General features: G+C 49.0%; 21 protein-coding genes. 10 read left to right on the top strand and 11 right to left on the bottom strand.

Annotation, left to right across the window (positions count from 1 at the left end; all coding sequences use genetic code 11):
* Window positions 1–60: 60 nt before the first annotated feature.
* From M0L20_RS07405 to M0L20_RS07395, 3 genes are all read left to right on the top strand, one after another.
* Window positions 61–609 (top strand): sll1863 family stress response protein, encoded by a 549-nt coding sequence (locus tag M0L20_RS07405; RefSeq protein WP_232562897.1) that lies wholly within the window; start codon window positions 61–63, stop codon window positions 607–609.
* A 169-nt stretch (window positions 610–778) separates the two neighbouring features.
* A complete protein-coding gene (locus M0L20_RS07400) occupies window positions 779–1504 on the top strand; it encodes a DUF3291 domain-containing protein (RefSeq protein ID WP_248476310.1) in 726 nt (241 codons plus the stop codon).
* A gap of 70 nt (window positions 1505–1574) precedes the next feature.
* Window positions 1575–3689 (top strand): peptidylprolyl isomerase, encoded by a 2115-nt coding sequence (locus tag M0L20_RS07395; RefSeq protein ID WP_232560217.1) that lies wholly within the window; start codon window positions 1575–1577, stop codon window positions 3687–3689.
* Between the two features lie 78 nt (window positions 3690–3767).
* Here the strand turns inward: M0L20_RS07395 and rdgB are convergent, their stop codons facing one another.
* The 3 genes from rdgB to M0L20_RS07380 all read right to left on the bottom strand — a co-directional run bounded on the left by rdgB (window position 3768) and on the right by M0L20_RS07380 (window position 6438).
* The gene (gene rdgB / locus M0L20_RS07390; RefSeq protein WP_248476309.1) at window positions 3768–4349 is read right to left on the bottom strand and encodes an RdgB/HAM1 family non-canonical purine NTP pyrophosphatase; all 582 of its coding nucleotides are present in this window, start codon (window positions 4347–4349) and stop codon (window positions 3768–3770) included.
* Window positions 4350–4418: 69 nt separating this feature from the next.
* Window positions 4419–5342: a BamJ family beta-barrel-assembly machinery protein gene (gene bamJ / locus M0L20_RS07385; RefSeq protein WP_248476308.1), complete on the bottom strand. Its 924-nt coding sequence runs from the start codon at window positions 5340–5342 to the stop codon at window positions 4419–4421.
* A 79-nt stretch (window positions 5343–5421) separates the two neighbouring features.
* A complete protein-coding gene (locus M0L20_RS07380; RefSeq protein ID WP_232560214.1) occupies window positions 5422–6438 on the bottom strand; it encodes a DHH family phosphoesterase in 1017 nt (338 codons plus the stop codon).
* 133 nt (window positions 6439–6571) lie between these two features.
* On the opposite strand from M0L20_RS07380, the gene M0L20_RS07375 reads away from it, so the two are divergent.
* Window positions 6572–6991 carry a nucleoside-diphosphate kinase gene (locus tag M0L20_RS07375; RefSeq protein WP_232560213.1) on the top strand — a complete coding sequence of 140 codons (420 nt, stop codon included), beginning with the start codon at window positions 6572–6574 and terminating at the stop codon, window positions 6989–6991.
* Between the two features lie 84 nt (window positions 6992–7075).
* Here M0L20_RS07375 and nth read toward each other — a convergent pair whose 3' ends face one another.
* The 3 genes from nth to M0L20_RS07360 all read right to left on the bottom strand — a co-directional run bounded on the left by nth (window position 7076) and on the right by M0L20_RS07360 (window position 8663).
* Entirely contained in the window at window positions 7076–7741 is a 666-nt protein-coding gene (gene nth / locus M0L20_RS07370) for an endonuclease III (RefSeq protein ID WP_248476307.1), read from the bottom strand.
* Window positions 7742–7837: 96 nt separating this feature from the next.
* Window positions 7838–8089 carry a hypothetical protein gene (locus M0L20_RS07365; RefSeq protein ID WP_232560211.1) on the bottom strand — a complete coding sequence of 84 codons (252 nt, stop codon included), beginning with the start codon at window positions 8087–8089 and terminating at the stop codon, window positions 7838–7840.
* Window positions 8064–8663, bottom strand: a complete 600-nt coding sequence (locus M0L20_RS07360) for an RNA polymerase sigma factor (RefSeq protein ID WP_093826131.1) — start codon at window positions 8661–8663, stop codon at window positions 8064–8066. Before M0L20_RS07360 ends, M0L20_RS07365 begins: the two co-directional genes overlap by 26 nt.
* Before the next feature lie 478 nt (window positions 8664–9141).
* On the opposite strand from M0L20_RS07360, the gene M0L20_RS07355 reads away from it, so the two are divergent.
* Window positions 9142–11331: a tetratricopeptide repeat-containing sensor histidine kinase gene (locus M0L20_RS07355; RefSeq protein ID WP_248476306.1), complete on the top strand. Its 2190-nt coding sequence runs from the start codon at window positions 9142–9144 to the stop codon at window positions 11329–11331.
* A 102-nt stretch (window positions 11332–11433) separates the two neighbouring features.
* Here M0L20_RS07355 and rnr read toward each other — a convergent pair whose 3' ends face one another.
* The 4 genes from rnr to lipB all read right to left on the bottom strand — a co-directional run bounded on the left by rnr (window position 11434) and on the right by lipB (window position 15989).
* Window positions 11434–13866 (bottom strand): ribonuclease R, encoded by a 2433-nt coding sequence (gene rnr, locus M0L20_RS07350; RefSeq protein ID WP_248476305.1) that lies wholly within the window; start codon window positions 13864–13866, stop codon window positions 11434–11436.
* 72 nt (window positions 13867–13938) lie between these two features.
* Entirely contained in the window at window positions 13939–14676 is a 738-nt protein-coding gene (locus tag M0L20_RS07345; protein WP_248476304.1) for a ribonuclease H-like domain-containing protein, read from the bottom strand.
* Window positions 14677–14780: 104 nt separating this feature from the next.
* Entirely contained in the window at window positions 14781–15185 is a 405-nt protein-coding gene (locus M0L20_RS07340) for a hypothetical protein (RefSeq protein ID WP_232560206.1), read from the bottom strand.
* Window positions 15186–15230: 45 nt separating this feature from the next.
* The gene (gene lipB, locus M0L20_RS07335; protein WP_248476303.1) at window positions 15231–15989 is read right to left on the bottom strand and encodes a lipoyl(octanoyl) transferase LipB; all 759 of its coding nucleotides are present in this window, start codon (window positions 15987–15989) and stop codon (window positions 15231–15233) included.
* Window positions 15990–16079: 90 nt separating this feature from the next.
* On the opposite strand from lipB, the gene M0L20_RS07330 reads away from it, so the two are divergent.
* The 3 genes from M0L20_RS07330 to M0L20_RS07320 all read left to right on the top strand — a co-directional run bounded on the left by M0L20_RS07330 (window position 16080) and on the right by M0L20_RS07320 (window position 19714).
* The gene (locus M0L20_RS07330; protein WP_232560204.1) at window positions 16080–16433 is read left to right on the top strand and encodes a YraN family protein; all 354 of its coding nucleotides are present in this window, start codon (window positions 16080–16082) and stop codon (window positions 16431–16433) included.
* A gap of 141 nt (window positions 16434–16574) precedes the next feature.
* Window positions 16575–18047, top strand: coding sequence for a S41 family peptidase (locus tag M0L20_RS07325; RefSeq protein WP_248476302.1), 1473 nt, complete (start codon window positions 16575–16577; stop codon window positions 18045–18047).
* Window positions 18048–18241: 194 nt separating this feature from the next.
* Window positions 18242–19714 (top strand): TonB-dependent receptor, encoded by a 1473-nt coding sequence (locus M0L20_RS07320; protein ID WP_232560202.1) that lies wholly within the window; start codon window positions 18242–18244, stop codon window positions 19712–19714.
* Window positions 19715–19768: 54 nt separating this feature from the next.
* On the opposite strand, the gene M0L20_RS07315 is transcribed toward M0L20_RS07320, so the two are convergent.
* A complete protein-coding gene (locus M0L20_RS07315; protein WP_232560201.1) occupies window positions 19769–20356 on the bottom strand; it encodes a DUF308 domain-containing protein in 588 nt (195 codons plus the stop codon).
* Window positions 20357–20759: 403 nt separating this feature from the next.
* Between M0L20_RS07315 and M0L20_RS07310 the strand changes: the two genes are divergently transcribed.
* Together M0L20_RS07310 and M0L20_RS07305 are read left to right on the top strand one after the other, a co-directional pair.
* The gene (locus M0L20_RS07310) at window positions 20760–24062 is read left to right on the top strand and encodes a SusC/RagA family TonB-linked outer membrane protein (protein ID WP_232560200.1); all 3303 of its coding nucleotides are present in this window, start codon (window positions 20760–20762) and stop codon (window positions 24060–24062) included.
* Window positions 24063–24152: 90 nt separating this feature from the next.
* On the top strand, window positions 24153–26006 hold the full coding sequence (locus M0L20_RS07305; RefSeq protein WP_248476301.1) for a RagB/SusD family nutrient uptake outer membrane protein: 1854 nt from the start codon (window positions 24153–24155) through the stop codon (window positions 26004–26006).
* Window positions 26007–26046: the final 40 nt, after the last annotated feature.

The following is a 26046-nucleotide window of genomic DNA, read 5'->3' as shown; positions in this document are numbered from 1 at the left end:
GTGGCCTTTTTGGCACATCGTTTGCGAAACCTGTTGATACAATCAAACTACACATCTATCATGAAGAAGTCTCAACTAGGTTTCGCTCAATTTAAACAGGTTGCTGGTACAATTCTTTTGGCGGCATCGCTGACCTTACTACAGGCCTGTGGATCGGACGGTAAAAAAGAATCCCGTACCGAAGACGCGATGGAAAAAACGGGTGATGCTATTGAAGCCGATACCAAAGAAGCTACCGCTGAAACCCGGGAAGATTTAAAAGAAGCAGGTGACAAAGCTGAAGCGAAAACAGACGAAGCTGCTGCTGATTTTAAAGAAGAACGCGACGAGGCAGTTGCCAAGATGAACGTTCAAAAAGATAAATTGGACGCTAAAATCGATGAAATGAAGGCAGATATCAAGCGTCAGGGAGCAAAGGCAAAAGCGGAATCGAAAGAGCAGCTTGCCAAGCTTGAAGACGAACGGGACGATCTGCGGCAGGATATAGACAAGGCAAAAAATGCTACGGCTGATGCCTGGAAAGATATAAAAACTGGCTTCAAACGGGCTGGTCGTGAAGTGGGTGACGCATTCGATAAAGCCGGTGATAAACTGGATAAAGACAACTAGTCAAAACTATCAAATTGTATATCCTAAGGCCGTCGATCACAATTTGTGATCGGCGGTTTTTTGTGGAATGGTGTGGCAAACTTTCTACAAAAATGGATTTCCTGACAATTGATCAATGCGTGCTTACAAAAAAATGTAGATCTGTTTATAAAAACCTAAAGCGATACAGATGGGACTAAGTGATCCTGATTCATTACCCGTCACGACAGTGACCGTGTTTCATTACGAATCGTACGCTCGGTTTCAGGCGTTTGCCAATATGGGACGGTCTCTCATGAAACCGTTTGAGGAAGAAGGAATGGTGTTCTGCAAGCTTATGGGTAGCGGTAAAAACTTTGGTCTTGTTCCGGATTTCTCCCAATACGTTTTTCTGGCTGTCTGGAAAAGCGACGCTCACGCCGATGCTTTTTTACAGTCAGCTACTTACCGGCATTTGCAGGAGGGTACTGATCAAACCGGTACGCTCTATCTTCGTACGCAGCGGGCGCACGGGCACTGGGATGGTCAAAGCCCGTTCGTCAAATCGACGCAACCAGCCGCTTCCGATGCGACACCCGTAGCGGTGTTGACCAGAGCGACCATTCGCTATCGTGCTTTGCCGGATTTCTGGCGTCATGTACCTCAGGCTCGTCAGCGCTTACAGGCTCATTCGGAAAATTTGCTGTTTGGTATTGGCGTCGGCGAAGTACCTCTTGTACAACAATGTACAATTAGCGTATGGCGAACGGCGAAAGCTGTCGATCAATACGCGTATCGGGAAGCGGGGCATCGGGAAGTTGTACAGCGAACCCGGCAGCGCCAGTGGTATAGCGAGGAATTATTCGCTCGTTTTTCCGTATTCAAGGCAGAAGGTACGCTGTTTACAGACATTCAACGTATAATCTGTGCTATCTAACTGTTAATCTGCTTGTATTCCAACGGGGAAAATTGTTATTTTGCGGGCTAAATTGTATGTATAACGCGAAATGTCTGTCATTAACAAGATCAGAGAACGTTCAGGACTGGCCGTAGGTGTTATCGCCGTCAGCTTGATTCTGTTCATTGTGGGGGGGGATTTGCTCGGAGGCCGTAGTTTGCTGTTCGGCGGAAACCAACAGGAGGTCGGCGAAATTGCTGGCCAATCCATTGATTACCCAGAATTCAATGCCAAAGTAGACGAGCTTCGGGCTCAGTTTGAGCAACAAACAGGACGCGCTCCGGCTGAACAGGATCTTGTACAGCTCCGTGAACAAGCCTGGAATCAGCTGTTGTTCGAGATTGCTTACCAGAAAGAGTTCGACAAACTTGGTCTGAAAGTGTCGCCGGAAGAACTGGTCGACATGGTACAGGGTAACAACATCAGCCCAGCCGTTCGGCAAGCCTTTACGAACCCACAGACGGGCGTATTCGACAAGAGTACGATTATCAACTACCTCAAAGGCTTAAAGAATTTGCCTCCGCAACAGCAGGCAGCCTGGGCCAACTTTGAGCAAAACCTGAGTTCGGATCGGTTACGCGAAAAATACGAAGGACTGATGCGCCTGTCGGTATTCGCTACAACAGCCGAAGCGCAGAAAGAATACCAGGCTCAAAACTCAAAAGCTGATCTTAAATTCCTGTTCGTTCCGTACTACACCATCAACGATACGACGGTAAAAGTAACGGATTCGCAGTTGCAGGATTACCTCAACAAGCACAAGGACGAGTTTCCGGGTGCTAATACACGGTCGATTCAGTACGTAACTTTCTCGGTTGCCCCGTCAAAAGAAGACAGCGCAACGCTTTACAACCAGATTAAGTCGCTGGCACGGGGACTTGGTGCGGCTACGAACGACTCAACGTTTGCCCAGCAAAACAGCGATGTGCGGGTGCCCTTGTACCTAACAGCGGGTGAAATGCCGGAACAGTTGCGGGCGTCGATCCCAACATTCTCACCGGGTGGTATCTACGGTCCATTCCGGGAAGGCAACACGTACTTCATCTACAAGTATGGTGGTACGAAAAAAGATACCAGCTTTACCGCACGTGCCAGCCATATCCTGATTCGCCCGACGGCGCAGACGGATTCGGCAAAAGCAGATGCTCGTCGCCGGGCAGAAGGCATTTTGCAACAGATTCAGGGTGGTGCTAGCTTCGAAGCATTAGCGCAAACCAACAGTGCCGATGGTTCGGCGCAAAACGGTGGTGACCTTGGCTACTTCAAAAATAACGGTCAGATGGTGAAGCCTTTTGAGTCGGCTATTTTTGGAGCTACGTCAGCAGGGTTGATCCCACGCATCGTTGAAACGGATTTTGGCTATCACATCATTAAGGTGACACAGCCTAAAACGAACGTACTTTACCGGGTTGCGGCTATTGGTAAATCAATCACACCTAGCCAGACAACGCGTGACGAAGCGCTGCGCAAAGCGGATCAGTTCGCTTCTGACGTAAGAACGAAAGAAGCATTTGACGCCAAAGTAAAAGAAGATAAGTCAATTGTTGTCGCAACGGCTGATCGGATTCCCGAAAATGCCAGCAACATTAACGCGCTGGCTGATGCCCGTTCGGTTGTTCGCTGGGCGTTTGATGACAAAACGGATGTTAATTCGGTATCGGAACCATTCGAGATCGGTGATCAGTACGTTATTGCTGTGCTGACGAACAAGACGAATAAAGATGACGTAAAGGTTGACGATTACCGTGCTGAACTAACCGCAAAAGTGCGGAACGAGCTGAAAGGTGAGCAGATCATCAGCAAGCTTGGTAATGCCAGCGGCACGTTGGAAGCGATTGCTCAGAAATACGGTGCTGGCGCGCTGGTTGAGAATGTAGAAGATGTAAATCTGGCAACGGGTTTCCTTCGTAGCGCCGGTGTTGATCCTGTCGCTTTGGGTAAAGCGTTTGGCCTCAAGCCTGGCAAGCGTTCGAAGCCGTTCGCGGGCGACGCTGGCGTGCTGATCGTCGAAACGACAAATGTGACACCTGCTCCAGCCGTTGCGGATTACGCTCTGTATAAAACACAGATTCAGCAGAACAACGCATCGCGCACAGGATTCTACATTAACGAAGCCATCAAAGAGGCTGCGAAAGTAGAAGATCGCCGGGCTAAGTTTTATTAGTAGCGCATAAATAGTGACAAAAACCCCCGCAGATCGATCTGCGGGGGTTTTTTATTTATCAACCTGGTCAATATAGGATCAGGAAAACACCTGGTCTTTCAGGTAATCGATCATCTTGGCAAGCGCCCGCGACCGGTGGCTTATCGCATTCTTTTCTTCCAGACTCATCTGAGCAAATGTACGATCGTAGCCATCCGGCTGAAACACCGGGTCGTAACCAAAACCACCCGTACCGCGTGGCTCCTCTACAATCTGACCTTCTATAGTTCCTTCAAATTGGTGTTCGACCCCGTGGAGCACCAGCGTAAAGACCGTAATGAAACGGGCTTTTCTGTTTGATTGTCCCGCCAGATTAGTCAATAACTTCTCGATGTTGTTCTCTGCGTTGCGGCTCCCCGAGTAAAAAGCGCTATCAACGCCGGGCTCGCCATTCAGGGATTCGACTTCCAATCCCGAATCGTCGGCAAAGCAGGACACACCAAAATGCGTCCAGACATAATCGGCTTTCTGACGCGAATTGCCGGGAATGGTGCCCGTGGTTTCCGGTAGCTCGTCCAGGCAGCCAATATCCTTTAGTGTTTTGAGCTGGAAAGTGTCACCCAGCTTGGATGACACCTCGTCTAATTTGTGTTGATTGTTCGTGGCAAAGCAGAGTTCCATACAAAAGAAAAGCCGTTCGTGGTAAAACTACGAACGGCTTTCGAAAGAAACGAACAATAAGAGCGTCGATTAACGACCGGGCTGCGGCATACCTTGTGGCATGCCAGGCTGACCCGCCTGTCCTTTCTGAATATCGATCAGATCAATATCGAACAGCAGGACAGAATTAGGTGGAATACCCTGGTTTCCGCGTGGACCGTAAGCCAGCGTCGAAGGAATAATAAGCGTTGCTTTTTCGCCCTTGTGCATTTTCATAACGCCTTCTTCCCAACCTGGAATTACCTGACCAACACCGACTGGGAACTGAACGGGTTTGCCACCCGACTGTGGATTTGTCTTCGAGCTATCGAATACTTTTCCGTCCAATAATTTACCTGTGTAATGTACCTGAACAAGGTCACCACGCGAAGGCGCAGGGCCGCTGCCCGGCTGCGTAACTACGTAGTAAACACCCGACTCAGTTTTCTGTACTTTACCGGCCAAACCGTTCTTCGCTACGTAGTTTTCGATAATTTTAGCATCGATTCCTTTTTGCTTTTCGAAATCAGCCGCCTGCGTTTTTTTGTATTCGTCTTCCGACTGAACATTGATCACCTTTACTGCGATACCGATATCTGTACCTTTCTGAACGCCTGGAGGAAGTGGTTGCATGGCCCGCGTAAATAGCGAATCGGCGCTTACGTAGAACGTTGCGCTATCGCCTTTGCCAAGCATGGTCAATCCTTCTTCGTAGCTTCCTTTGAATGGAGGAACCTGCAACAGCATTTGGAAGGGAGCACCTTCTTTATGAGTATCGCGGAGAATAGAATCTTTGTTGTTGAGCAGCGTCAGGTGAAGCGTAAGAATGTCACCGACTTTACCCTTGCGTGGGCTGTCAGCCTGCTCATGAATTTGGTACTTCAGGCCGTTGTCCGTTACCTGAACGCGGTTTTTACCGCAGGCCGCTACCACAGCGACAATCAGGGCGGCTTTCCCGAAATTTTTAAGAGACATGTTTTATTGTTGTTTTATTGTAATTATCTATGGTACCGGTGATTGAATGAATAATATGATCTCAAGTAAGCGACTACCATCAGACTGTTTTAAACAGTAGCTCTTTGTACTCAGGAAGAATGGCCAGCAACTTTTGCTCGGTTTCAGCCAGGGATAACTTCGAGCGGCCACCCGCTGCATTGCGATGGCCACCGCCGTTAAAATGCTTGTTTGACAACTCCCGAACCGAAAAGTCGCCGATGGAGCGGAATGAAATGCGGATCTCGTCAACGCGGTCAATCAAGATAGCGGCCATCACAACCCCTTCAACCGACAGAGCGTAGTTAACCATCCCTTCGGTGTCTCCCGTTTTGGATCGGTACTGTTTCAACTCTGCATCCGTCAAGGTGATGTAAGCGAACCGGTATTCGGGAAGTACGTTCAGCTTTTCGTTCAGCACGTAGCCAAGCAACCGAAACTTATCGATTGATACGTTATCAAAGATACGCCGGTGAATGCTGCTAACGTCAATCTTAAGGTCGACCAGTTCGGCAGCCATACGATGAACATCGCCCGTTGTATTCGAGTGGCGAAACGAACCGGTGTCGGTCATAAGCCCGGAGTACAAGCACTCCGCAATAGGAACGTCGATCAATGCTTTATCGCCTAGCGCGACGATAAGCCGAAAAACAAGTTCAGCGGTTGCCGCAGCAGTTGGGTCCCACAAAGCCAGTTCAGCGAATGACTCCGGTTCCAGGTGATGGTCGATCAAAACTTTACGGGCGCGGGACTGACGTACCAGCGGTGCTAAGTCGCGAATGCGATCTAAGCTCGAAAAATCCAGGCAAAAAATTACGTCGGCCTCATCGAACAACTGGTTTACGGTAACCCGTACTTTCTCGTCGAAAGCGATCACCTCCTCATTGCCGGATAGCCAGTAGAGATTTTGCCCGTAATCGGTAGGCGTTACGACCGTCACACGGTGGCCTTTTTTGCGAAGGTAACCTGCCAGCCCCAGCGATGATCCCATTGCGTCGGCATCGGGATTCTGGTGCGTTGTAATCAGCACGGTTTGCGGCTCTGCGATAACCGCGCCAATTGCTTCAATATCTTGCATAAACAAACAGCCGAAGCTGCAATCGAAACCCAAAAGTACGAATAATTTGGATATCAGCGGGCTAATCCGTCGACGTGGCATTTCAGGTAAAGTGTTTACCTTTGCGCCTAACTAACATTGGATAAATCCCCTAATGGCTACGAATCTAACGTTCACCATGATCAAGCCCGACGCAGTGGAAGGCGGTCATACCGGAGCAATTATCAAACTGATTGAAGAAGCGGGTTTCCGTATCGTTGCAATCAAGAAAACGCAGCTAACGCCGGAGCGGGCGGGGCAATTTTACGCCGTGCATCGCGAGCGGCCATTCTACAACGATCTGCGTACGTACATGTCGTCAGGAGCCATTGTGCCAATGATTCTGGAAAAAGAAAATGCGGTTGCTGATTTTCGGAAGCTGATCGGCGCTACAAATCCAGCGCAGGCCGAAGAAGGAACCATTCGTAAGCTGTACGCAAAATCGATGCAGGAGAATGCTGTGCACGGTTCCGATTCGGATGAGAACGCGGAGATCGAAGCCAGCTTCTTTTTTGCGACAACTGACCGGTACTAGTCTGAACCAGAATTTTCGGGATTAAAATGATTTTGCTGATTTGCGGTCGCTTCTTTGAGGCTCCTCTGTGACAAATCCTGCCAATCATTTTAATCCTGAATGACCTAACTCGGGGTGCTTTTCGTAGTACTTGCAAAAATCGCGTAGGTCGCATGCCGGGCATTTGGGCGTCCGTGCCAGACAAATGTACCTCCCGTGTAAGATAAGCCAGTGGTGAGCCTTGGGGACATACTGCTTCGGAATATGAGCCATCAGTGCTTTCTCAACGGCAAGCGGAGTCGTCGCGGTCAATGGAGCGAGTCCCAACCGATGCGAAACGCGAAACACGTGCGTATCAACGGCCATCGTGGGTTCGTTGTAGACAATCGACAAGATGACGTGTGCTGTTTTCCGGCCTACACCCGGCAGCGTCTGTAACTCTTCAACCGTCGCCGGAATTTCTCCGCCAAAGCGCTCCATCAGCGACTTCGCCATTCCAACGAGGTGCTTGGCCTTGTTGTTCGGGTAGGACACAATACGGATGTACGAAAAAACTTCGTCAACCGACGCTGCCGCCAATGATTCCGCTTCTGGAAAACGAGCAAACAGGGCAGGTGTAACCTGGTTGATCCGCTTATCTGTACACTGAGCCGACAAAATAACCGCGACCAGCAACTCGTATGGATTGCCGAAGTTTAATTCTGTTTTAGGCTCTGGATAATGCTGAGTGAAATAATCGAGAAATCGCTGGAAGCGTTCTTTCTTTTGCATACAATAAGGCCACTAGCTAGTGACGAACCCAGGCCCTGGATGAGCCTATCAATCGTCACTAGCCAATGTCTGACTACAGCAAAACCCACAAGCTCGTTACGTATGGCGCAATCGGGCTGGTGGGCTTGCAGGGTAATTTTTAGAGTAATTTAGAATGGACTGAACGGTATTTTCGCGGGGTTGCCGCTCAATCTTGTTCATCAAAGCACGTAATTCCAGTGCTTCTAAGAAGAAGGTCATCAACTCCGGTTCAGACATCATAGCGTCTTCAATGAGCAGATTTTCCTCTGGCGAGGTCTCCTCATAGACATACCGGATCACATCATCTTGGGTAAATGTTTTTATCATAACTCGGCGAACGTTTGCTCAGTTGTTTGCGCAGATTAATCAACGCATAACGCATACGTCCCAAAGCTGTGTTGATGCTGACGCCGGTCGCATCGGCAATCTCCTGGAAACTCATTTCCTCGTAGTGCCGCATGATGAGCACCTGACGCTGTTGTTCCGGCAATCGCTGAATCAGCTCGCGCAAATGCTCGTGTGTTTCCTGGCGAATCTGCAAGGATTCTACCGAATCTTCTGCAAACTCAAGCGTGTTAAACACACTGCTTCCGTCTTCAAACACCACACTGGGGTAGCGTTTATCTTTTCGGAAATAGTCAATTGCCAAGTTGTGAGCGATTCGGATAATCCAGGGTAGAAATTTTCCCTCCTCGTTGTATTTACCCGACTTGAGCGTGTCCACCGCTTTGATAAAGGTGTCCTGCATTAAGTCTTCAGCCACGTACTGATCTTTGACGATCAAGTAAATAGTTGTGTAAATCTTCGATTTGTGCCGTTGCACTAATTTGGCAAAGGCTTTTTCATTACCACGGATATACAGGGAAATCAACTCACTGTCGTTTACCTGGGCTTTTTCCATTTTCAGTAAGACAATTAGGTAACGTAGAGCTGTGTTCCTATAGTGTGTGTGTGGGTTATGTTTTTTGTAAAACCGGATAATGCAGATATCAAAATAAAGTGTTTTTTAGCTCATTTGCAAATGAATAGTGCAAAAAACTTATTCAATAATCGGTACTATTTTGGTGATTTGGCTTATCAAGCCAAATAAATTAATAAAAAAATAAATTTTCACCCTGCATAAACATGTGTAGGAAATATTGCACTTACGAAAGAAGACACTCTATAGATTCCTTGACGAACCAAAATGTTTAAAGCAGGCTGCTAAAAAAAATAATTACCTATTCAGCGGCCAAGATCGTACTCTAACCAACTCAAGCATTTGCGTATATACCGGTAGCGAAAAGTAGAATTATTTTTTACGGTAAATGCTTGATTATCTGCTTCCAATGCTTACTTTTAGCATCTCTTTTTCGGGGCTCTTGTTTGTGTGGTGATCTATGAGGAGTTTGGCAATCTGGATTTTATTGTTCAGCCACGTCGGGCTATGTCTGGCGCAAACCAAACCGGTATTGCCTGATCTTAACTTCGACCGTCGGGGTAATGATCACTACATGGACAGCTTACGCGTGATAGGCCACCAGTATATTCGTACCACAGAGCAACTGCCACTCTCCTTACGCAATGACACTATACGTCTGGAAGGATTACGCTTTATGGCCATCGTATTTAAGCAATGGCGTAACAACACAAGCGACAGCAGCCTGCATTATGCCACTAAGCTCGTTACTCTAGCCCACTCGTTTCACAATTCGTTGTATCAGGTTCGCGGGCTGATGTTCGAAGAATATTATTACCGCGTCCGAAAAAACGATTACCCCAAAGCACTTCAACTGAATTTACAGGCGTCGGCGCTGTGCGCTGGCTTGCCCAAAACCAGCTCACCCCTCTGGCAGGTGCAGATGAACATGGGGGACATCTACGTGATGCTGCGCGATTACCCCAAGGCATTGCAAAGCTATCAGTCCTCCTTAGCGCTCCTTCCTCAAAATACGCTTGTCTCCAAACAGAACCGCAAGCTATTAATGGCACAGGTGGTTATGCAAATTGGTGAGGTCTACGAACGCCAACAGAAGTTTGACGCGGCCCGCCTTCAATTTGAAGAGAGCCGTCGAATAAATCGGGAAACGAGTTCGCTGAGCAATATCGTTTACGCCGAGGAGCGATTGGGAGATTTCTACAATACACGTCATCAGCCTGAAAAAGCCATCTCCTACTACGAGGAGTCGCTGATCGGTTGGAAGCAATTAAATAATCCGGTTGGTGAAGCGTCCGTTTGGGCGCGTCTGGCAGAGTGTTACGCACAAACAAAGAATGTAGCGCTGGCCATATCCTATGGAGAGCGCGCCATGGCCGTTGCCCGTCGGCAGGAAAATTTGCGTATCCGGCAGATTGCAAGTCAGGCTCTCTATCATGCATACCGGGCGGATGGACAACCGGAGAAGGCACTGGTTCATTTTGAAGAGTTCAACATGGTCAAAGATAGTCTCAACAAGCAGAAGCGCGTTGAGGAAACATTGGCCCTGCAAAATGAATACGCCATTCGTTTGGTGCGTGACGAAGCGGAGAAAGACAAGCTGCTTCAGCAACGGGAGCTTATGGATGTTCGTCGCCAGGCTGAGATAGCTCGCTTGCGATCCGAAGCGGAGCGGGAGCAGATCGCTGGCGAAAACCGGATGAACCAACTACGGCAGCGTATTGAGACGGAGCGTCTACGGGCTGATTCGCAACGGAGCCGGCTTGAGCAGCGGGCCAGGATTGAGTCGCTCAGTCATACCATCGAGCAGGAATCCCTGATGCGCCTGTTTTTGGTTTGCGGGTTGGCCATGCTGCTCGTTTTCGTTGCGGTTTATTACCGGAAAAACCAGTTTATCAACCGTCAGAAACAACAGATCGAAGGGCTGAATCGAGGACTCGAAGATAAAGTTGCCGAACGGACGGTTGAGTTAAAACTGGCGAATGATCAGCTCCGGGCGAAAAACCGTGAAATTGAAGAAGCGTTGTTACGCGGGCAAACCCTCGAACGTAAGCGGATGGCTGCCGACCTGCACGACAGTCTGGGTGGTCTTCTGGCAGCCATCAAGGTAAGCTTATCGGCCTTAAACCCAACGCAGTTACCGGAGCGAGAACAGCAGATTTACCGGAACCTGCTGGGTATGACCAAGGAGGCATTCGCGGAAGTGCGTTACCTGTCACACAACTTGCAGCCTGACGAGTTAGAGAAGCAAGGCTTGTCGGAAGCGCTTATACGGTTGGTTTACAAGCTTAATTTATCCCAGCAGGTTACGTTTCGGCTTGACAACGAACAGCTTCCCCGGCTCGATAAAACCACCGAATTCAACCTGTATTCGATCTGCATCGAATTGTGTAGCAATATCCTCCGGCATTCCGAAGCTACGGAAGCGGATATTATTTTCCGCTGCTTCGCCAATGAATTGAACATGATTGTGAAAGACAACGGTTGTGGTATGGACCCTGCGGACGCGACGGGGATGGGGCTACGAAACATCCAGGCGCGGATGGATGCGATCAGGGGGCGATACGAAGTTCATTCGGGCGTTGATGAAGGAACAACGTTTATCTTTATTTTGCCTACGCTGTCCGACCGCACGCCGTCGCTGTTGAACTAAGTGTACGCTGCATCGCTAGATGACTGTAAAAACAGGAAGCCACCCCAACAGGAGTGGCTTTTTCAATATCATGTTGACCACCTTGACGCTACTAGCCAACGATTAACGACGGCCTCGGCCCCCGCGCCGGTTCTCACCCTTTGCCGCAGTGCTTTCTTTACGCCGTGAGGACGTCTTGGCTGGCCGTTCGTCGCTGCGTCGGCCTGATCGGCGATCGGAACTTGAAGTCGGCGCAAAACCGGCTTTATCGCTTGTCAGGACAAAGTCCATACTCCGACGGGCCAGGTTTGTTTCTTTTACGCGCACCTCTACCTGATCGCCGAAGGTGTACATCTTCTTGTTGCGCTGACCGATGATGCGGTAATTGTCTTTGTCAAACTCGTAAAAATCGTCGCTTAGGTCCTGCATACGCACGAGTCCTTCGCAACTGTTCTCGGTGATCTCGACAAAAATGCCGAATTCAGTAACGCCCGAAATAACTCCTTCGAACGTCCGGTTGGGGTCCATACGACTCATGAACTCGACCTGTTTGTATTTGATACTCGCCCGTTCTGCATCAGCGGCCATTTTCTCCCGCGCCGACGCGTGCTTACACTGATCTTCCAGTTGGTCACGCTCAGCGGGTTTGCCTTTGTCCAGATAATGCTGCAACAGCCGATGAGCCATCATATCGGGGTAGCGCCGGATCGGTGACGTAAAGTGCGAGTACCGCCGGAATGCCAATCCAAAGTGGCCTAAATCTTCCGTGCTGTACCGCGCCTTGGACATGGTCCGAACGGCCAGTTGCTGAAGCATATTCGCTTCCGGTTTGCCTTCGATGCTGGCCATGAATCGGTTCATCGAATTAGACAAATGGTCGTCATCCAACTTAAGCCGATAGCCCAAACGTCCGGCAAAATCGGCGAATTGCTGTAACTTCTGATCGTCGGGACCTTCGTGCACCCGGTAAACCATCGTGTTTTCTTCTCCGCCTTTGTTTCGCTTCGACAATGAATGCACAAACTCCGCTACGCGCTTGTTAGCCAGCAACATGAACTCTTCGATGAGTTTGTTTGTATCCTGCCGGATTTTTGGGTAAACCGATAGCGGCACTCCGTTCTCATCCAGCTTAAACCGCACCTCGACCGTTTCGAAGTTGATAGCTCCGTGTTTGAAACGTTCATCACGTAGCTTATAGGCCAGCTCGTTGAGCAATTGTAGTTCGGCCAGATAGTCGCCTTTGCTGTTGTTCAGAATTTCCTGCGCTTCTTCGTACGAAAACCGCCGGTTGGAATGAATAGCCGTCCGGCCAAACCACTCGTTCACGATCTTCGCGTCGGGCGTCATCTCAAATACCGCCGAAAAGGTAAGCTTATCTTCATTCGGGCGTAGTGAGCACAAACCGTTCGACAGCTTTTCGGGCAGCATCGGTACTACACGATCAACCAGGTATACCGAAGTTGCCCGTTTGAACGCTTCGTCTTCCAGCCTTGAGCCGGGTAGGACGTAATGCGTAACATCGGCAATATGGATACCGATTTCGTAGTTACCATTGTCGAGCATCTGCACTGACAAGGCATCATCAAAATCTTTAGCATCTACAGGGTCGATGGTGAAGGTGGTTACTTCACGCATGTCGCGCCGTTTAGCCAAATCTTTCTTCAGAATTTTGGTAGGAATAGCTTCGGCTTCCCGCTCAACGTCTTCCGGAAAATGAATCGGTAATCCAAATTCAGCCAGAATTGCGTGCATTTCCGTCGTATTCTCACCAGCCGCACCAAGCACCGTTACAACTTCTCCCTCAAACTGCTGTTTGCTGCTGCGGGGGTCAGGGTATTTGGTCAAGCGTACAATAACCTTGTCGCCATCATTAGCCGCACCAAGCTTTTCCTGCGGGACAAAAATATCGTCGTAGATCTTTTTGCTATCCGGTATGACAAAGCCATAGGTAGGCCACACATCGATGCGCCCGACGAGTTCGGTACGTCCGCGCTCAAGAATATTCGCAACTTTTCCTTCAACCCGGCGGCTCCGATTGCGGGAATCCGTGAAGCGTATAACACGCACGCGGTCACCATCAACGGCCCCGGCCAGATCTTCCGTCGATACCCAAATATCATCGTTGCGATCGGCCCGACCCCCAATTGGCGAGGTGGGAACCACAAACGCAAACCGGGAATTGACGTGATCGACGACTCCTTCAATCAGGTTGGCATCTTCATCGGCTCGGTAACTACCATCTGGCTGCCGAATCAGCGAGCCTTCGTCGGTCAGTTCGCCCATAAGACCGTGGACGATCAGCTTCATTTTCCGGTCGTATACATCGAAATGTTCTAGTACCTGTTCCTGCGTAAATGACTGTTCGTCGTTTATCTGGAAAAAGGCCATCAAATCATTTTTCAGTTCGTCCAGATAGGAGTCGGCCTGATGAATGGCTTTCACTCCTCCCGAGGACTTATTCTGCTTGTCTGAACCTCGTTCGCGGGGACGGCTAGTCGTCGATTTTGCCGCAGAGGTTTTGGTGTATTTATTTTGTTTCGGTTTTCCGTTTCTCATTTTTTATCACGGCCTTTTTACCGTGTTTTACGGAGTAACATAATCAGTACAACGTGTAAATCAATTGTCTGTTTAGTCACTCATGACAATGTGCTCGTCGGCCACGAGCGGGGCACCTACCATGCGCATATACACCTGAACAAGCATGACCACCGAGTCGCGCGCGTACTGCTCAATGCGCGGCCAGTCGTGTTCACGGTAGTACATTTCACTGGTACGGTCACCCATCCATTCGAGTGGGCGGGTCGGTATATTCAAGACAGCGGCCAGCAGATCGAGCGGAGCAAAATGCCGTTTGTCGCCAAACTGCCAGTGCTCCAGGGTATCTTTGTGCAGGATTTCCCACGGTTTTTTACCCGAAATCTGCAAGGCGGGTGGTAGTGGCAAACCATTGATCATCAGGCGACGACTTAGAAAAGGGTAATCAAACTCCTTACCGTTGTGCGCGCAAAAGGTCAACTCACCGGGTGGGTATCGATTGACGATGGTTAAAAACTCCTGTAGAATGGTAGCCTCATCATCGCTGCTCAACAATTTGACTTTCAGGTGTGGCTTGTCCTCTTCATCAAAAAACAAACCCCCGACGCCAATGCAGATTATTTTGCCAAACTCGGCGTAGGAAGCGGCTCGCCGGTCGTACCAGCCAGCTGCGGATAGTTCTTCTTCACTCTTGAAATGACGGCTTTTCTCTTCCCACTGACGCTGTAATCGGGAATCTACTGACAGCAATGATGGCTCGCCAGCCACCGTTTTGAGGTCAATAAACAAAAAGTTTTTGAGTCGTCGTTTCCAGGAGATGGCTTGGGGCATAAAAGGTGTTTAGGTAATGCGGTTAGAACCTACGAGCATACAAGTTCAAACTACAAGTTATCACGTTCGCATCGCTCCGGACGTCTGAAAATCAGCCCTGATGCTTAATCGTGCAAAATCCCTTCCAGTCCTAAAGCGGGTACCGTAACGAGATTTTCTTCGATAATGCTATCGGGTACGAAAATAAACTTTTTATCGAAAATCTGATCGCCAATAAAATAGCTTACCCAATACTCATTGTTGAGGTGAAAAACATCGGGCATGATGGTCTCAACAACTTCATACGAACCCGGATTTACTTCCGTAAAGAAATGGCGCAACGTTGAGGTTTTCTGTTCTTCGTCGTTTCGCTGCCCGTACCCCTTCGACGTCACAAACACGGTTTTGATTGCTACGTCGTTTTGATTGATCAGAAACACCTGCCAGTCATACTGGCCTAGTTCATTTTCTTTCCGGGCTATTACTATCTGTACGCCCTCAACGGGCAAAAAATTAATGTCTTTTTTCATAAATAAAATGCTACACAGCCGATGATTAACGAATGGTTGCAACGTCTATTGGGTAGACACGACCTTGGTTATTGCATCATTAGTCTCGACCAAATTCATTTCAAACAAGCTGGCCATGTGCTGCCGGACACGCCTGGAAACATCTTCCAGCGGTACCGCGTACCCCAGCTCTGTGGCCAGCGAGGTCACGGCTTTATCGCTGATACCACAGGGCACAATATGACCAAAATAACGTAGATCGGTATTGACATTCAACGCAAAGCCGTGCATCGTTACCCAACGGCTCGCCTTAACGCCCATCGCACAGATCTTGCGGGGATTGGCTCCGCCGTCAAAATCGAGCCATACCCCCGTCAGTCCGTCGATTCGCCCGGCGCTTAATCCGTAATCGGCCAGCGTTAGAATAATCGATTCTTCCAGCAAACGCATGTACCGGTGAATATCAGTGAAGAAATTGTCCAGGTCCAGGATCGGGTAACCCACCAACTGACCAGGACCGTGGTAGGTAATGTCACCCCCACGTCGGATCTTAAAGAATGTCGCGCCCAGTTCTTCGGTCAGCCGCTTTTCATCGACCAGCAGATTGTCTTCGTGGCCGCTGGTGCCGAGCGTATACACATGAGAGTGCTCGCAAAATAACAGGTAGTTGGGGGTTTGTTGCTGCTCGTCTACCGGTAGCGATCGGTTGAGCAGTTTCTGATTGACGATGGTAGCAAACAGGTGTTCCTGTTCATCCCAGGCGGTCTGATAATCAACTAATCCTAATTCCCGAACTTCAACTTGCTTATTGATGCGACTGTTCATTGCTTTACCGAAAAACGGAATCTCCGTTCTCTAAATAACAAGAAAAATAGCTTATTTCGTTCGATTCGTAACTTGTAATCCACACTGTATATGGCTCAACACAACGAAACGGGTAAGCAGGGCGAAGCCGAAGCGGTGCGCTATCTGCAAACCAACGGCTATGAAATTGTAGCCCGCAACTACCGTCACCAGCACGCCGAAATTGACCTGATCGCCAAAAAAGGAAAGCTGCTGATCTTCGTAGAAGTGAAAACGCGCACAAATCTAAGCTACGGCAATCCCGAAACGTTTGTTTCCTACACCAAGGCCCAACTGGTCATGAAAGCCGCTGAGCAGTACATCTTCAAACATGATTGGCTATATGATGTTCGTTTCGACATTGTTGCGGTAACGATGACCAATGCCCAGCTACAAATTAAGCACATCGAAGATGCGTTTTGTTGAGTACGCGCCCCCGACATGTGGCTGAAACGTTTAACTGTATTTTTTGCTGCAAAAGATCAATTTAACTACCTTTTGATAAATCTTTTTCAGGCTGTTAACGTTTTTAGTGTAAAGCAATTCGGCTTGGCTTCAACAAATCCTATGACACGAAATTTTTTGCTGCGTCCAGCTTTACTACTGGCGTTTTCGAGTGCCCTTTTGCTTACTTCCTGCAAAAAAGATACGGATGTCAATCCAGCCACGAATACCGCTGGTTTGCTGGCTAACACCACAACTACGGCGACCAATAACGGTTCCGTAAACAACTGGATTTTGGCGAACATGAGGTACTATTATCTCTGGAATGATAAGATATTGCCTAGTCCCGACACAACCCTGGCGCCCGATAAGTTTTTCAACTCGCTTCTCTACGATTGGAACAATACCGCCAACGTAAACCGGGATCGTTTTTCCTGGATTCGGGAAAGCGCCGACGAGCTAAAAGCGTCGCTCGGTGGGCAGTCGAAAACAACGGGTATGGAATATAAGCTCTATTACAAAGATCAGGCGAAAACCAGTATTGTTGGATCGGTATTGTACGTGTTGCCGGGATCGCCAGCGGCTGCGGCAGGCATCAAGCGCGGAGATGTTTTTACGAAGGTGAACGGACAGTCGTTAATGATTGATACGTACAGCAGTTTATTGGCATCCGACCCGCTGACGTTGAGTATGGCCTCCGTAGTGAACGGTACGCTTACAGAAACCAATCAGACCAAACAGGTATCACCTGTTGTTTTTCAGGAAGATCCCGTGCTGCTTGATACAACCTACACGATTGGCGGTAAAACGATTGGCTACATCGTGTATAACCAGTTCATTCCGGGAATTTTCAAAAACGGGACGGCTGACAAAACTTACGACAACAAGCTCGATAACGTATTTAGTACGTTCAAGCAAAAAGGCGTTAACGAACTCGTCCTGGACCTGCGTTACAATCCCGGTGGCTACGTAAGTTCGTCAACGAATCTGGCCAGTCTGATCGGCAGAAATATTGATGCGTCGAAGGTATTCTATGCGCAGCAGTGGAATAGCACCGTCACGGCCGACTATAACAAGAAATACGGTTCGGGCTGGAATACGCAGAACTTTACCAACAAGGCGGCTAATGTGGGTGCTAACCTGAGCCGGTTGTTCGTTCTGACCACCGACCGGACGGCATCAGCGAGTGAGTTGATCGTCAACGGGCTTCGTCCTTTCATGACCGTAACAACTATCGGAACGAAGACCACGGGTAAGAATGTGGGTTCCATTACCATTTCCGACAACAGTGGTAAAATAAAATGGGGCATGCAGCCGCTTACATTTAAATCGGCCAACGCGCAGGGATTCTCAGATTATGCCACTGGTTTTACACCCGCCGTTGAGGTTAAAGAGCCGTTGTTCGGGATGAAGGCGCTTGGTGATATAAACGAAGCACTGTTAGGCGAAGCGATCAATCAGATTACCGGAACTCGTCTGTCCGCCCGTCGTGGCGTTTCAGCGGCAGAAACGTTACCTGTCGTTGCTTCATCGATTGACCAGAAAGCAGGAGGAGGCAATATGTTCTTGGAAAGAAAGGTCGAGTCAGTAAAATAAAAAGATTTCTGGGATCAGTGCAAAAAGGCAATTCATAGGGTTGCCTTTTTGCTTGTCAGGCTAAACGTTGGCAAAGCAAATAAGTCCAAGCGAGAGAACAACAATTTCATAATCGATGTTTGACCTTATGAGAGGCATGGCTTTTGTTCTTTTGTATCTGTAATTTTAGCATCAGCAAGTCAGTCGCTAACACCATGTACGAAAAAAATATAGGCACAAAACAAAAAGCATTACGAATCAACCTGGACCGCCGTATTTACGGGTCTTTTGCGGAGATTGGGGCAGGTCAGGAGACGGCGGCCATGTTTTTTAAGGCTGGTGGTTCGTCGGGGACAATTGCCAAAACAATGTCGGCTTACGATATGACCTTCAGTGACTCAATATATGGCGTCGAAGAAAGCGGCCGCTATGTTGTTGAATCACGGCTGGTCAAAATGCTTAGTAAAGAATTCAGCCTTTTAGAAAAACGATTAGCTGAAAAACGTGGTGCCGATACCACGTTTTTTGCGTTTGCCAACACGGTAGTTGCCCTGAACTACCAGAAAACAAACGATGCGCACGGTTGGATTGGCTGCCGGTTTCAGCTAACGCCCCAGGGGGGCTACAACGATGTGATCATTCACGTCAGAATGCTGGATAATGAAAACATTCTGCAACAGCAGGCACTGGGTGTAATCGGGGTCAACCTGATCTACGGGTGTTACTATTACGCCAAGTCGCCCGAGACGCTGGTCCTGTCGCTCATGGATGATCTCGCTCCTGAGCGCATTCAAATCGATATGATCCGGTTCAGCGGTCCCGATTTTGCGGATGTTGACAATCGGCTCATGACCTTGCATCTGGTGAAAAACGGATTTACGGACGCTGCGCTGTTTGGTCCTGATGGACAGGTGTTGCAGCCCTCGGAAGCGCTTTACAAAAAGCATATTCTGGTGATGCGAGGACGTTTGCGACCCGTTACAAACGTTCAGATGGACATGATCGAGAATGGGTTGAAGCAGTTCAAAGCTGAGTCCGATGTTGACGAAAATCGTGTTGTATCGATGGCGGAGCTGACGCTTCACAATCTGAAAGCCAACGAACAGGGTATCGACGAAAAAGACTTTCTGGACCGAGTGGATATTTTGTGTTCGATGGGGCAGACGGTAATGATCTCCAATTATCTGGAATATTACAAACTAGTCGCTTATTTAGCTCGTCTCACGCGGTTAAAAATTGGTCTTATCGTTGGTATCCCGAATCTGGAATACATTTTTGAAGAAGGACACTACGAGTTTCTGCCGGGGGGTATTCTGGAATCCTTTGCCACGCTGTTCAGCCGGAAGGTTAAGCTGTTTGTTTATCCAACCCTGCGGGATGGCAAAATATATACTTGTAATGAGTTTCAGTTACCGCCAACGTTAGAGCCGCTGTTCCACTATTTGTTCCGTAATGACAAAATTGAGGATATCCGCGATTACAACGAGCAGAACCTGCATATCTCGACCGATCAGGTATTAGAAATGATACAGACTGGCGAGGATGGATGGGAGCAAATGGTACCAGAACGCGTCGCCAAGCAGATTAAGGACAATTGCTTGTTTGGTTACCCTTGCGAGGTAGAGTACATTCCTATTGGTCAGCAAGTTCGGCAACAGCAGCAGGAAGAACAGGTTGCAGGCAGTTAAAACAAACCGGCCGGAGGACATGTCCTCCGGCCGGTTTGTTTTAACTTGTTTAGCCTAGCTCATCCGGTGACTATGCTGACTGTTGTCTGCCTGTGTTTTCATCTGTTGCGTCAGTACAATAATCAGCGCGCCAAGCACAGCCGGGAACAGACCGGCAAGCCCGAGCGAACCATTAGAACTAGCTTGTGAAAACAGCAGTACGTAACACAATCCACCGGCTACCAGTACATTAACAAAGTGAACAATCATAGTAGACAGGTGTACCCCCGATGCACCCCGCGCTGCTATGGCTGCGTACATGGCCTGCACTGCCTGCAAAAAAGCGTACATCATTCCCCAAAAACCAAGCATATCAACAAAGCCTCTTATCGCTTCATTGGAATTGATGTAGATAGCGACACCAAATCCTAAATCAGCGACGCCGTGCAAAATGCCCCACAAATTAGTACTCTCTGGAGCGTGGTTGGTAAGCGAAAAAACCAACTGGGAAATACCCGCCAGAACAACCAGCGCGCCAACTATGTGGCCTAGCTGTTCGGAATAGCCATTGGCAGAAACAAGAAGGAATACGCCAATCGCTAGGTAAAGTACCCCCCTGGCCAGCAATAGCCACCAGCGTGGTGATTGATTAGGATGTACCATGATATTGAGTTCGTTAAGTTGTTTACTGAATTTTGGTGCTTAACCAATAGAATAAGTAGATTGTTTGTCTGGGTCATGGAAGGACCATTCGATCACGATTAGTGTAGATTTTATGCTAACCGTGGCCAACAAAAATTTTATGGGGTCTATACTGCCTAGATTTGACTTTAAAGGCTTTCTAAAACAAAGCTGGCTCTACTTAGTTGCAGACCTCGATAGGTAACAAGCTGAGTAAAAACACTTAACGAATTTTTGAGGACTGATTCTTTTTTACCTTTTATCTGAGGGAAATATTATATTAAAGATAAAATAAGGTAAAAAAAACTGTATAGTAGTCAATATATAGTCAGTATACAGGTAGTACTTTTTGCTTTATCCTGTTGAACAAAAACAGGATAATTTTATGAAACGATGGTTTACCAACAAGGTATCTCTTTATTTTGAGAGGCAATCTTGTGGAAAAGAGGCAGGGCAGGCTCGTGGGAGCACTGTTGGTTTCCTGCTCTTTTTTTGCCTTTTAAGCTCGGTTAGTGCATTTGCGCAAACAAAGGTGTCTGGTAAAGTAGTTGATAGTCAAGGGTTAGCATTGCCAGGCGTAAGCATTCTCGTAAAAGGTACAACCACAGGTACCGTTACGGGTACGGAGGGGGATTACACGTTGAACGCTCCTAACGCGAATTCAACGCTGGTTTTCTCGTATATCGGGTATAGCTCACAGGAAATACCTATAAATGGTCGGTCGTCGATCAACATCACGCTGGCTTCGGACGACAAAATGTTGAGTGAAGTTGTCGTCGTTGGGTATGGTGAGCAGAAGAAAGAAACCGTAACCGGTTCGGTGGCGACGGTGAAAGGGAATGACCTGGTAAAGTCACCAGCGGTAAACCTAACCAACTCTATTGCCGGTCGGATGCCGGGCGTTATTGCCACTAACCGCAGTGGTGAGCCAGGGTACGATGGATCGGCCATCCGTATCCGGGGTTCGAACACGCTAGGAAACAACGACGCGCTGATCGTTATCGACGGTGTACCAGCCCGGGCGGGGGGTATTGATCGACTGAATCCAGCCGACATCGAGAGTATTTCAGTCCTGAAAGACGCATCGGCAGCCATTTATGGTTCGCGGGCGGCTAACGGCGTTATTCTGGTAACAACCAAGCGTGGAAAAACAGGAAAGCCTGAACTATCGTATACCTTCAACCAGGGATTCGCGCAGCCTACCGTAATTCCTAAAATGGCGTCGGCGGCTGAGTATGCACAGTTGAACAACGAAATCAACGCTTATAACCTGCCCTCGCAGTACTGGAAGCCAGCGCTTGATGCCTTCAACACAACAGGAACCTACACACGTCCTGACAACGGTGCAGTAGCGAAAGCGGCTTTTACGCCTGACGAAATCAAGAAGTTTCAGGATGGTTCTGATCCCTGGAAGTACCCCAATACGGATTGGTTCAAGGACGCCCTAAAAACCTGGTCTCCTCAGTCGCGCCACACCTTGCAACTCAACGGTGGCGGTGAAAACATCAAATACCTGGTTTCGGCCAACTATCAGAATCAGGATGCTTACTATAAAAACTCGGCAACGGGCTACAAGCAGTATGATTTTCGCTTGAACTTGGATGCCAAGATTAGTAAGTATATCAATCTGGTAACGGGCGTTGTTGGTCGTCAGGAAAACCGTGCTTTTCCAACAGTAGGGGCGGGTGATATCTTCCGGATGCTGATGCGGGGCTATCCTAACCGGCCTGCCTTCTGGCCTAACGGCTTACCCGCTCCTGACATCGAAAACGGTCAGCAGCCTGTACTGGTAACGACGAGCGCGACGGGCTACGATAAAGACACGCGCTACTACCTGCAAAGCAACGCTACGGTAAACATCACCAACCCTTGGATCGCCGGTTTGAAATTTAGTGGTAGCGTCGCGCTGGATAAGTACATTCAGCAGGGTAAGCGGTGGCAGACCCCCTGGTACGTGTATAGCTGGGATTATACGTCCTACGACGCGAACAAACAGCCGATTTTGCAACGTGTACAAAAAGGTCCGGCTCAGGCTGAGCTTAACCAGTATACGAACGACCAGTTCAACTCGCTGCTGTCGGGTATCCTGACGTACGACCGTACCTTCGCGGCTGACCACGCCATCACCTTGCTGGCCGGTATCACGAAAGAGCAGTCGAACTCAAACGGCTTCTTCGCCTTCCGGAAATACTTTGCTTCGACGGCTATCGATCAGCTATTTGCGGGTGGTAGCGCTGAGAAAAACTCTGGAAACAGTCCTTCGCAAACCCCACTGTGGCAGCGTGCACGCATGAGCTACTTTGGCCGGGCAGCGTACAACTACAAGGAACGGTACCTGTTTGAATTCCTTGGACGTTACGATGCGTCGTATATGTTCCCTGAGTCTAGCCGGTGGGGCTTCTTCCCCGGTGTATCGGCGGGCTGGCGTATTTCCGAAGAAAGTTTCTTCAAGAAAGCGCTACCCGTGGTCAGCAACCTCAAACTGCGTGCATCATGGGGCCAGTTGGGTAACGACCAGGTATACTTCGGAAATCCATCGGTTCTGCGGGAGTACGATTACCTGCCGACCTATGCTTACGGTGATGCCGTCAATGCCAACTGGGGTTACGTAGTTGGTAACCAAGTCGCGCAAACGCTTTACGAAAATGGCGTACCGAACACGGCACTGACGTGGGAAGTAGCAAACAACGCTAACATAGGTCTGGAAGGATCGCTGCTGAACGGTAAGATCTTCTTCGAATTCGACGTATTCCAGAACAAGCGGTCAAATATTCTGTGGCGGAAGAGCGCATCGATTCCTCAGACTACGGGCGCTACGTTACCCGCTACCAACATCGGTAAAGTATCCAACACTGGTTATGAATTCAATGTCGGCTACAATGGTCAAGCTGGTGATTTCAAATATAGTGTAAGCGTGAACGGTGGGTATGCCAAGAACACCATCACGTTCTGGGACGAAACACCCGGAGCACCTGAGTGGCAACGGTCAACCGGTAAGCCTATTCCAACGGATGTCAATGATCCAAACCAGCAAAATGGATCGCTGATGTATCAGTACGACGGTATTTTCTCGACGCAGGCTGATATCGACGCGAACAAAATCGATTACAGTGGCGTAGGAGCGAGCACGTTGCGTCCTGGTGATATGCGTCTGAAGGATATCGATGGAAACGGTAAAATTGATGCTAACGACCGGGTACGCGCTGATCGCAACAACCTGCCTCGCTTCCAGGGTGGTCTTAACGGAAACGTGCGCTGGAAAAACTTTGACCTGACGATTCTGTTCCAGGCGGCAACGGGTGGACAGATCTTCCTGCAAACGGAGTCGGGTACGATTGGTAACTTCCTTCAGTATAGCTACGACAACCGGTGGACGGTAGACAACCCAAGCACGGTTCATCCCCGTATCGTTGACCGCAGCAACCAGTACTTCTCGAACGGGACGACCTACTGGCTCAAGAGCACGGATTACATCCGTCTGAAAAACCTGGAGTTAGGCTATACGCTACCTTCAAAAGTAGGCAACCGGATTGGGCTAAGTAACCTGCGCGTTTACGTGAACGCACTGAACCTGGCAACGTTCGCACCAGCGATGAAAGGATTATTCGATCCCGAATCCGCTGGCGGTAATGCCCAGTACTATCCACAGTCGCGCATCATTAACACGGGGCTGGCTCTGAGCTTCTAACAAACAAGTTTAATGATCGAGAATCGGGGTTTAACGTTGCCACGACTGACAAGGGCAACCCCGATTCTCAAACTTCAAATAAGAATCAAAATGAATTATACACTAAAAAGTCTGATTGGGGGAATGCTGCTGGGGGCGACGCTGATCAGCTGTAACCATGACTTCCTGAACACGCAGCCTGTCGATAAAGTATCGGGTAGTGCCGTTTGGTCAGATGCCTCTTTGTCGGAAGCGTTTGTTACAGATGTCTACAACGGTTTGCGGGATGGTATTCTGGATCAGATGAGCTTCGATTGCCAGACTGACAACGCCCTGTACAGCTTCGGTAAGCAGGACGTAAACGAAGCCAACGTGAGTCCGTCAAACCTGGGAACTGTCAAAAACACGATGGAATGGAACGCGATGTACCAGCGTATCCGGGCCGCTAACATTGCTCTGGCTAATCTGGCTAATCCTAAGTTTGATAACTCGAACGGTGTTGCCAATCGGATGAAAGGCGAGATGTACTTTCTGCGCGGCTATTATCACAACCAGTTGCTCCGTTATTACGGCGGTATTCCGATTCTTAAAACGGCATACACGTTGAGCGAAGCGGATTTCAACATTCCTCGGAATACGTATGAAGAATGCGTCAACGCTATTGTTAGTGACTTGGATTCAGCGAGTATTTTGCTGAAAGGCAGAACAATGGCAGCTGGTCGGGCTACGATGGGTGCGGCTATGGCGCTGAAAGCCCGCGTACTGCTTTACGCAGCCAGTGATCTGCACGACATCCCAACGGCTAAAGCGAAATCGAGCGTGATCGCCAGTGCTTCTAATCCTGAGCTGCTCGGTTACGTTAGTGGTGACCGGACGGCCCGCTGGAAGAAAGCGCAGGAGGCTGCGAAAGCGGTGATGGATCTGAATATGTACGGCTACAAGCTGAACCTGTCGGCCCCTGTTACGGCAGCCGAAGGCCAGCAGAACTACCTCAATTTATCGATCTCCCGCAATGGGGGCGAAGCAGATGGTATTTTCCTGAAATATTACATCCGCCCTTCGTTCGACGATTGGGGTTCCTGGTACCCGCGTAACAACATGCCTAACGGTTACCACGGTTGGACATCCAGCCAGCCAACGCAGCAGCTCGTTGATAGCTATGAAATGATGGACGGTACAAAGTTCGATTGGAAGAACCCAACGCACGCGGCTGCTCCGTACGAAAACCGCGATCCTCGTTTCTACCAGTCGATTCTGTACGACGGTGCGCAGTGGAAACCCCGTACTCCCGATGGCGCTGGTATCGATCCGGCTGGCCAGATTCAGATGGGCTTCTACGAAACCGGAACGGGCGGTGGAACGGTAACGCCGTTTGCCGGACTGGACACACGGAACAGTACCATCGAAAACTGGAACGGTACCTGGACAGGTTACGGTATTCGTCGGTTCATGGACCCCGATCCAACGCTGGTGGACATGAGCATTCGTCAGGAAGTTCCATCGATTCAGATCCGCTATACCGAAGTCGTGCTGAACTACGCCGAAGCCTGTATGGCACTCGGTCAGGACGCGGAAGCCAAGAAATGGATCAATGCCGTTCGGTTCCGGGCGGGTATGCCAGCGATGACCGAAACGGGTTCCGCCCTGATGACCCGCTACCAGAACGAACGCAATGTGGAAATGCTCTTTGAAGATCAGCGTTTCTATGACGTTCGTCGCTGGATGATTGCTCCAACCGCGTTGGGTAGTCAGGCCAAGATCATAGTAGTCACGGGTAAACTCAAGTCAGGCAAAACGGTTTCGACGTACAAATACAGCAAAGACAACTATACGTATTCGTACAGCGTACAGGATCTGGGTGTCGGTAAAGAGAACCGGAAGTGGAACGATAAATTGTACTTCCTGCCTATTAGTCGGGATGAGGTCAACCGAAACAGCAAGTTGATTCAGAACCCTGGTTATTAAGGAGCGTAAAATAAGTTAATGACAAAAATGCCGGTACCTT

It is taken from the genome of Spirosoma liriopis, from assembly GCF_023196085.1.
In the GTDB taxonomy this organism is placed as follows: domain Bacteria; phylum Bacteroidota; class Bacteroidia; order Cytophagales; family Spirosomataceae; genus Spirosoma; species Spirosoma oryzicola.
This window is presented reverse-complemented; position numbering and strand designations above follow the sequence as displayed.

Bases quoted from the DNA above. Each gene is read 5' to 3' on its own strand.
- M0L20_RS07405 (WP_232562897.1), top strand. From the start codon at position 61: ATGAAGAAGTCTCAACTAGGTTTCGCTCAATTTAAACAGGTTGCTGGT.
- M0L20_RS07400 (WP_248476310.1), top strand. From the start codon at position 779: ATGGGACTAAGTGATCCTGATTCATTACCCGTCACGACAGTGACCGTG.
- M0L20_RS07395 (WP_232560217.1), top strand. From the start codon at position 1,575: ATGTCTGTCATTAACAAGATCAGAGAACGTTCAGGACTGGCCGTAGGT.
- rdgB (WP_248476309.1), bottom strand. From the start codon at position 4,349: ATGGAACTCTGCTTTGCCACGAACAATCAACACAAATTAGACGAGGTG.
- bamJ (WP_248476308.1), bottom strand. From the start codon at position 5,342: ATGTCTCTTAAAAATTTCGGGAAAGCCGCCCTGATTGTCGCTGTGGTA.
- M0L20_RS07380 (WP_232560214.1), bottom strand. From the start codon at position 6,438: ATGCAAGATATTGAAGCAATTGGCGCGGTTATCGCAGAGCCGCAAACC.
- M0L20_RS07375 (WP_232560213.1), top strand. From the start codon at position 6,572: ATGGCTACGAATCTAACGTTCACCATGATCAAGCCCGACGCAGTGGAA.
- nth (WP_248476307.1), bottom strand. From the start codon at position 7,741: ATGCAAAAGAAAGAACGCTTCCAGCGATTTCTCGATTATTTCACTCAG.
- M0L20_RS07365 (WP_232560211.1), bottom strand. From the start codon at position 8,089: ATGATAAAAACATTTACCCAAGATGATGTGATCCGGTATGTCTATGAG.
- M0L20_RS07360 (WP_093826131.1), bottom strand. From the start codon at position 8,663: ATGGAAAAAGCCCAGGTAAACGACAGTGAGTTGATTTCCCTGTATATC.
- M0L20_RS07355 (WP_248476306.1), top strand. From the start codon at position 9,142: ATGAGGAGTTTGGCAATCTGGATTTTATTGTTCAGCCACGTCGGGCTA.
- rnr (WP_248476305.1), bottom strand. From the start codon at position 13,866: ATGAGAAACGGAAAACCGAAACAAAATAAATACACCAAAACCTCTGCG.
- M0L20_RS07345 (WP_248476304.1), bottom strand. From the start codon at position 14,676: ATGCCCCAAGCCATCTCCTGGAAACGACGACTCAAAAACTTTTTGTTT.
- M0L20_RS07340 (WP_232560206.1), bottom strand. From the start codon at position 15,185: ATGAAAAAAGACATTAATTTTTTGCCCGTTGAGGGCGTACAGATAGTA.
- lipB (WP_248476303.1), bottom strand. From the start codon at position 15,989: ATGAACAGTCGCATCAATAAGCAAGTTGAAGTTCGGGAATTAGGATTA.
- M0L20_RS07330 (WP_232560204.1), top strand. From the start codon at position 16,080: ATGGCTCAACACAACGAAACGGGTAAGCAGGGCGAAGCCGAAGCGGTG.
- M0L20_RS07325 (WP_248476302.1), top strand. From the start codon at position 16,575: ATGACACGAAATTTTTTGCTGCGTCCAGCTTTACTACTGGCGTTTTCG.
- M0L20_RS07320 (WP_232560202.1), top strand. From the start codon at position 18,242: ATGTACGAAAAAAATATAGGCACAAAACAAAAAGCATTACGAATCAAC.
- M0L20_RS07315 (WP_232560201.1), bottom strand. From the start codon at position 20,356: ATGGTACATCCTAATCAATCACCACGCTGGTGGCTATTGCTGGCCAGG.
- M0L20_RS07310 (WP_232560200.1), top strand. From the start codon at position 20,760: ATGAAACGATGGTTTACCAACAAGGTATCTCTTTATTTTGAGAGGCAA.
- M0L20_RS07305 (WP_248476301.1), top strand. From the start codon at position 24,153: ATGAATTATACACTAAAAAGTCTGATTGGGGGAATGCTGCTGGGGGCG.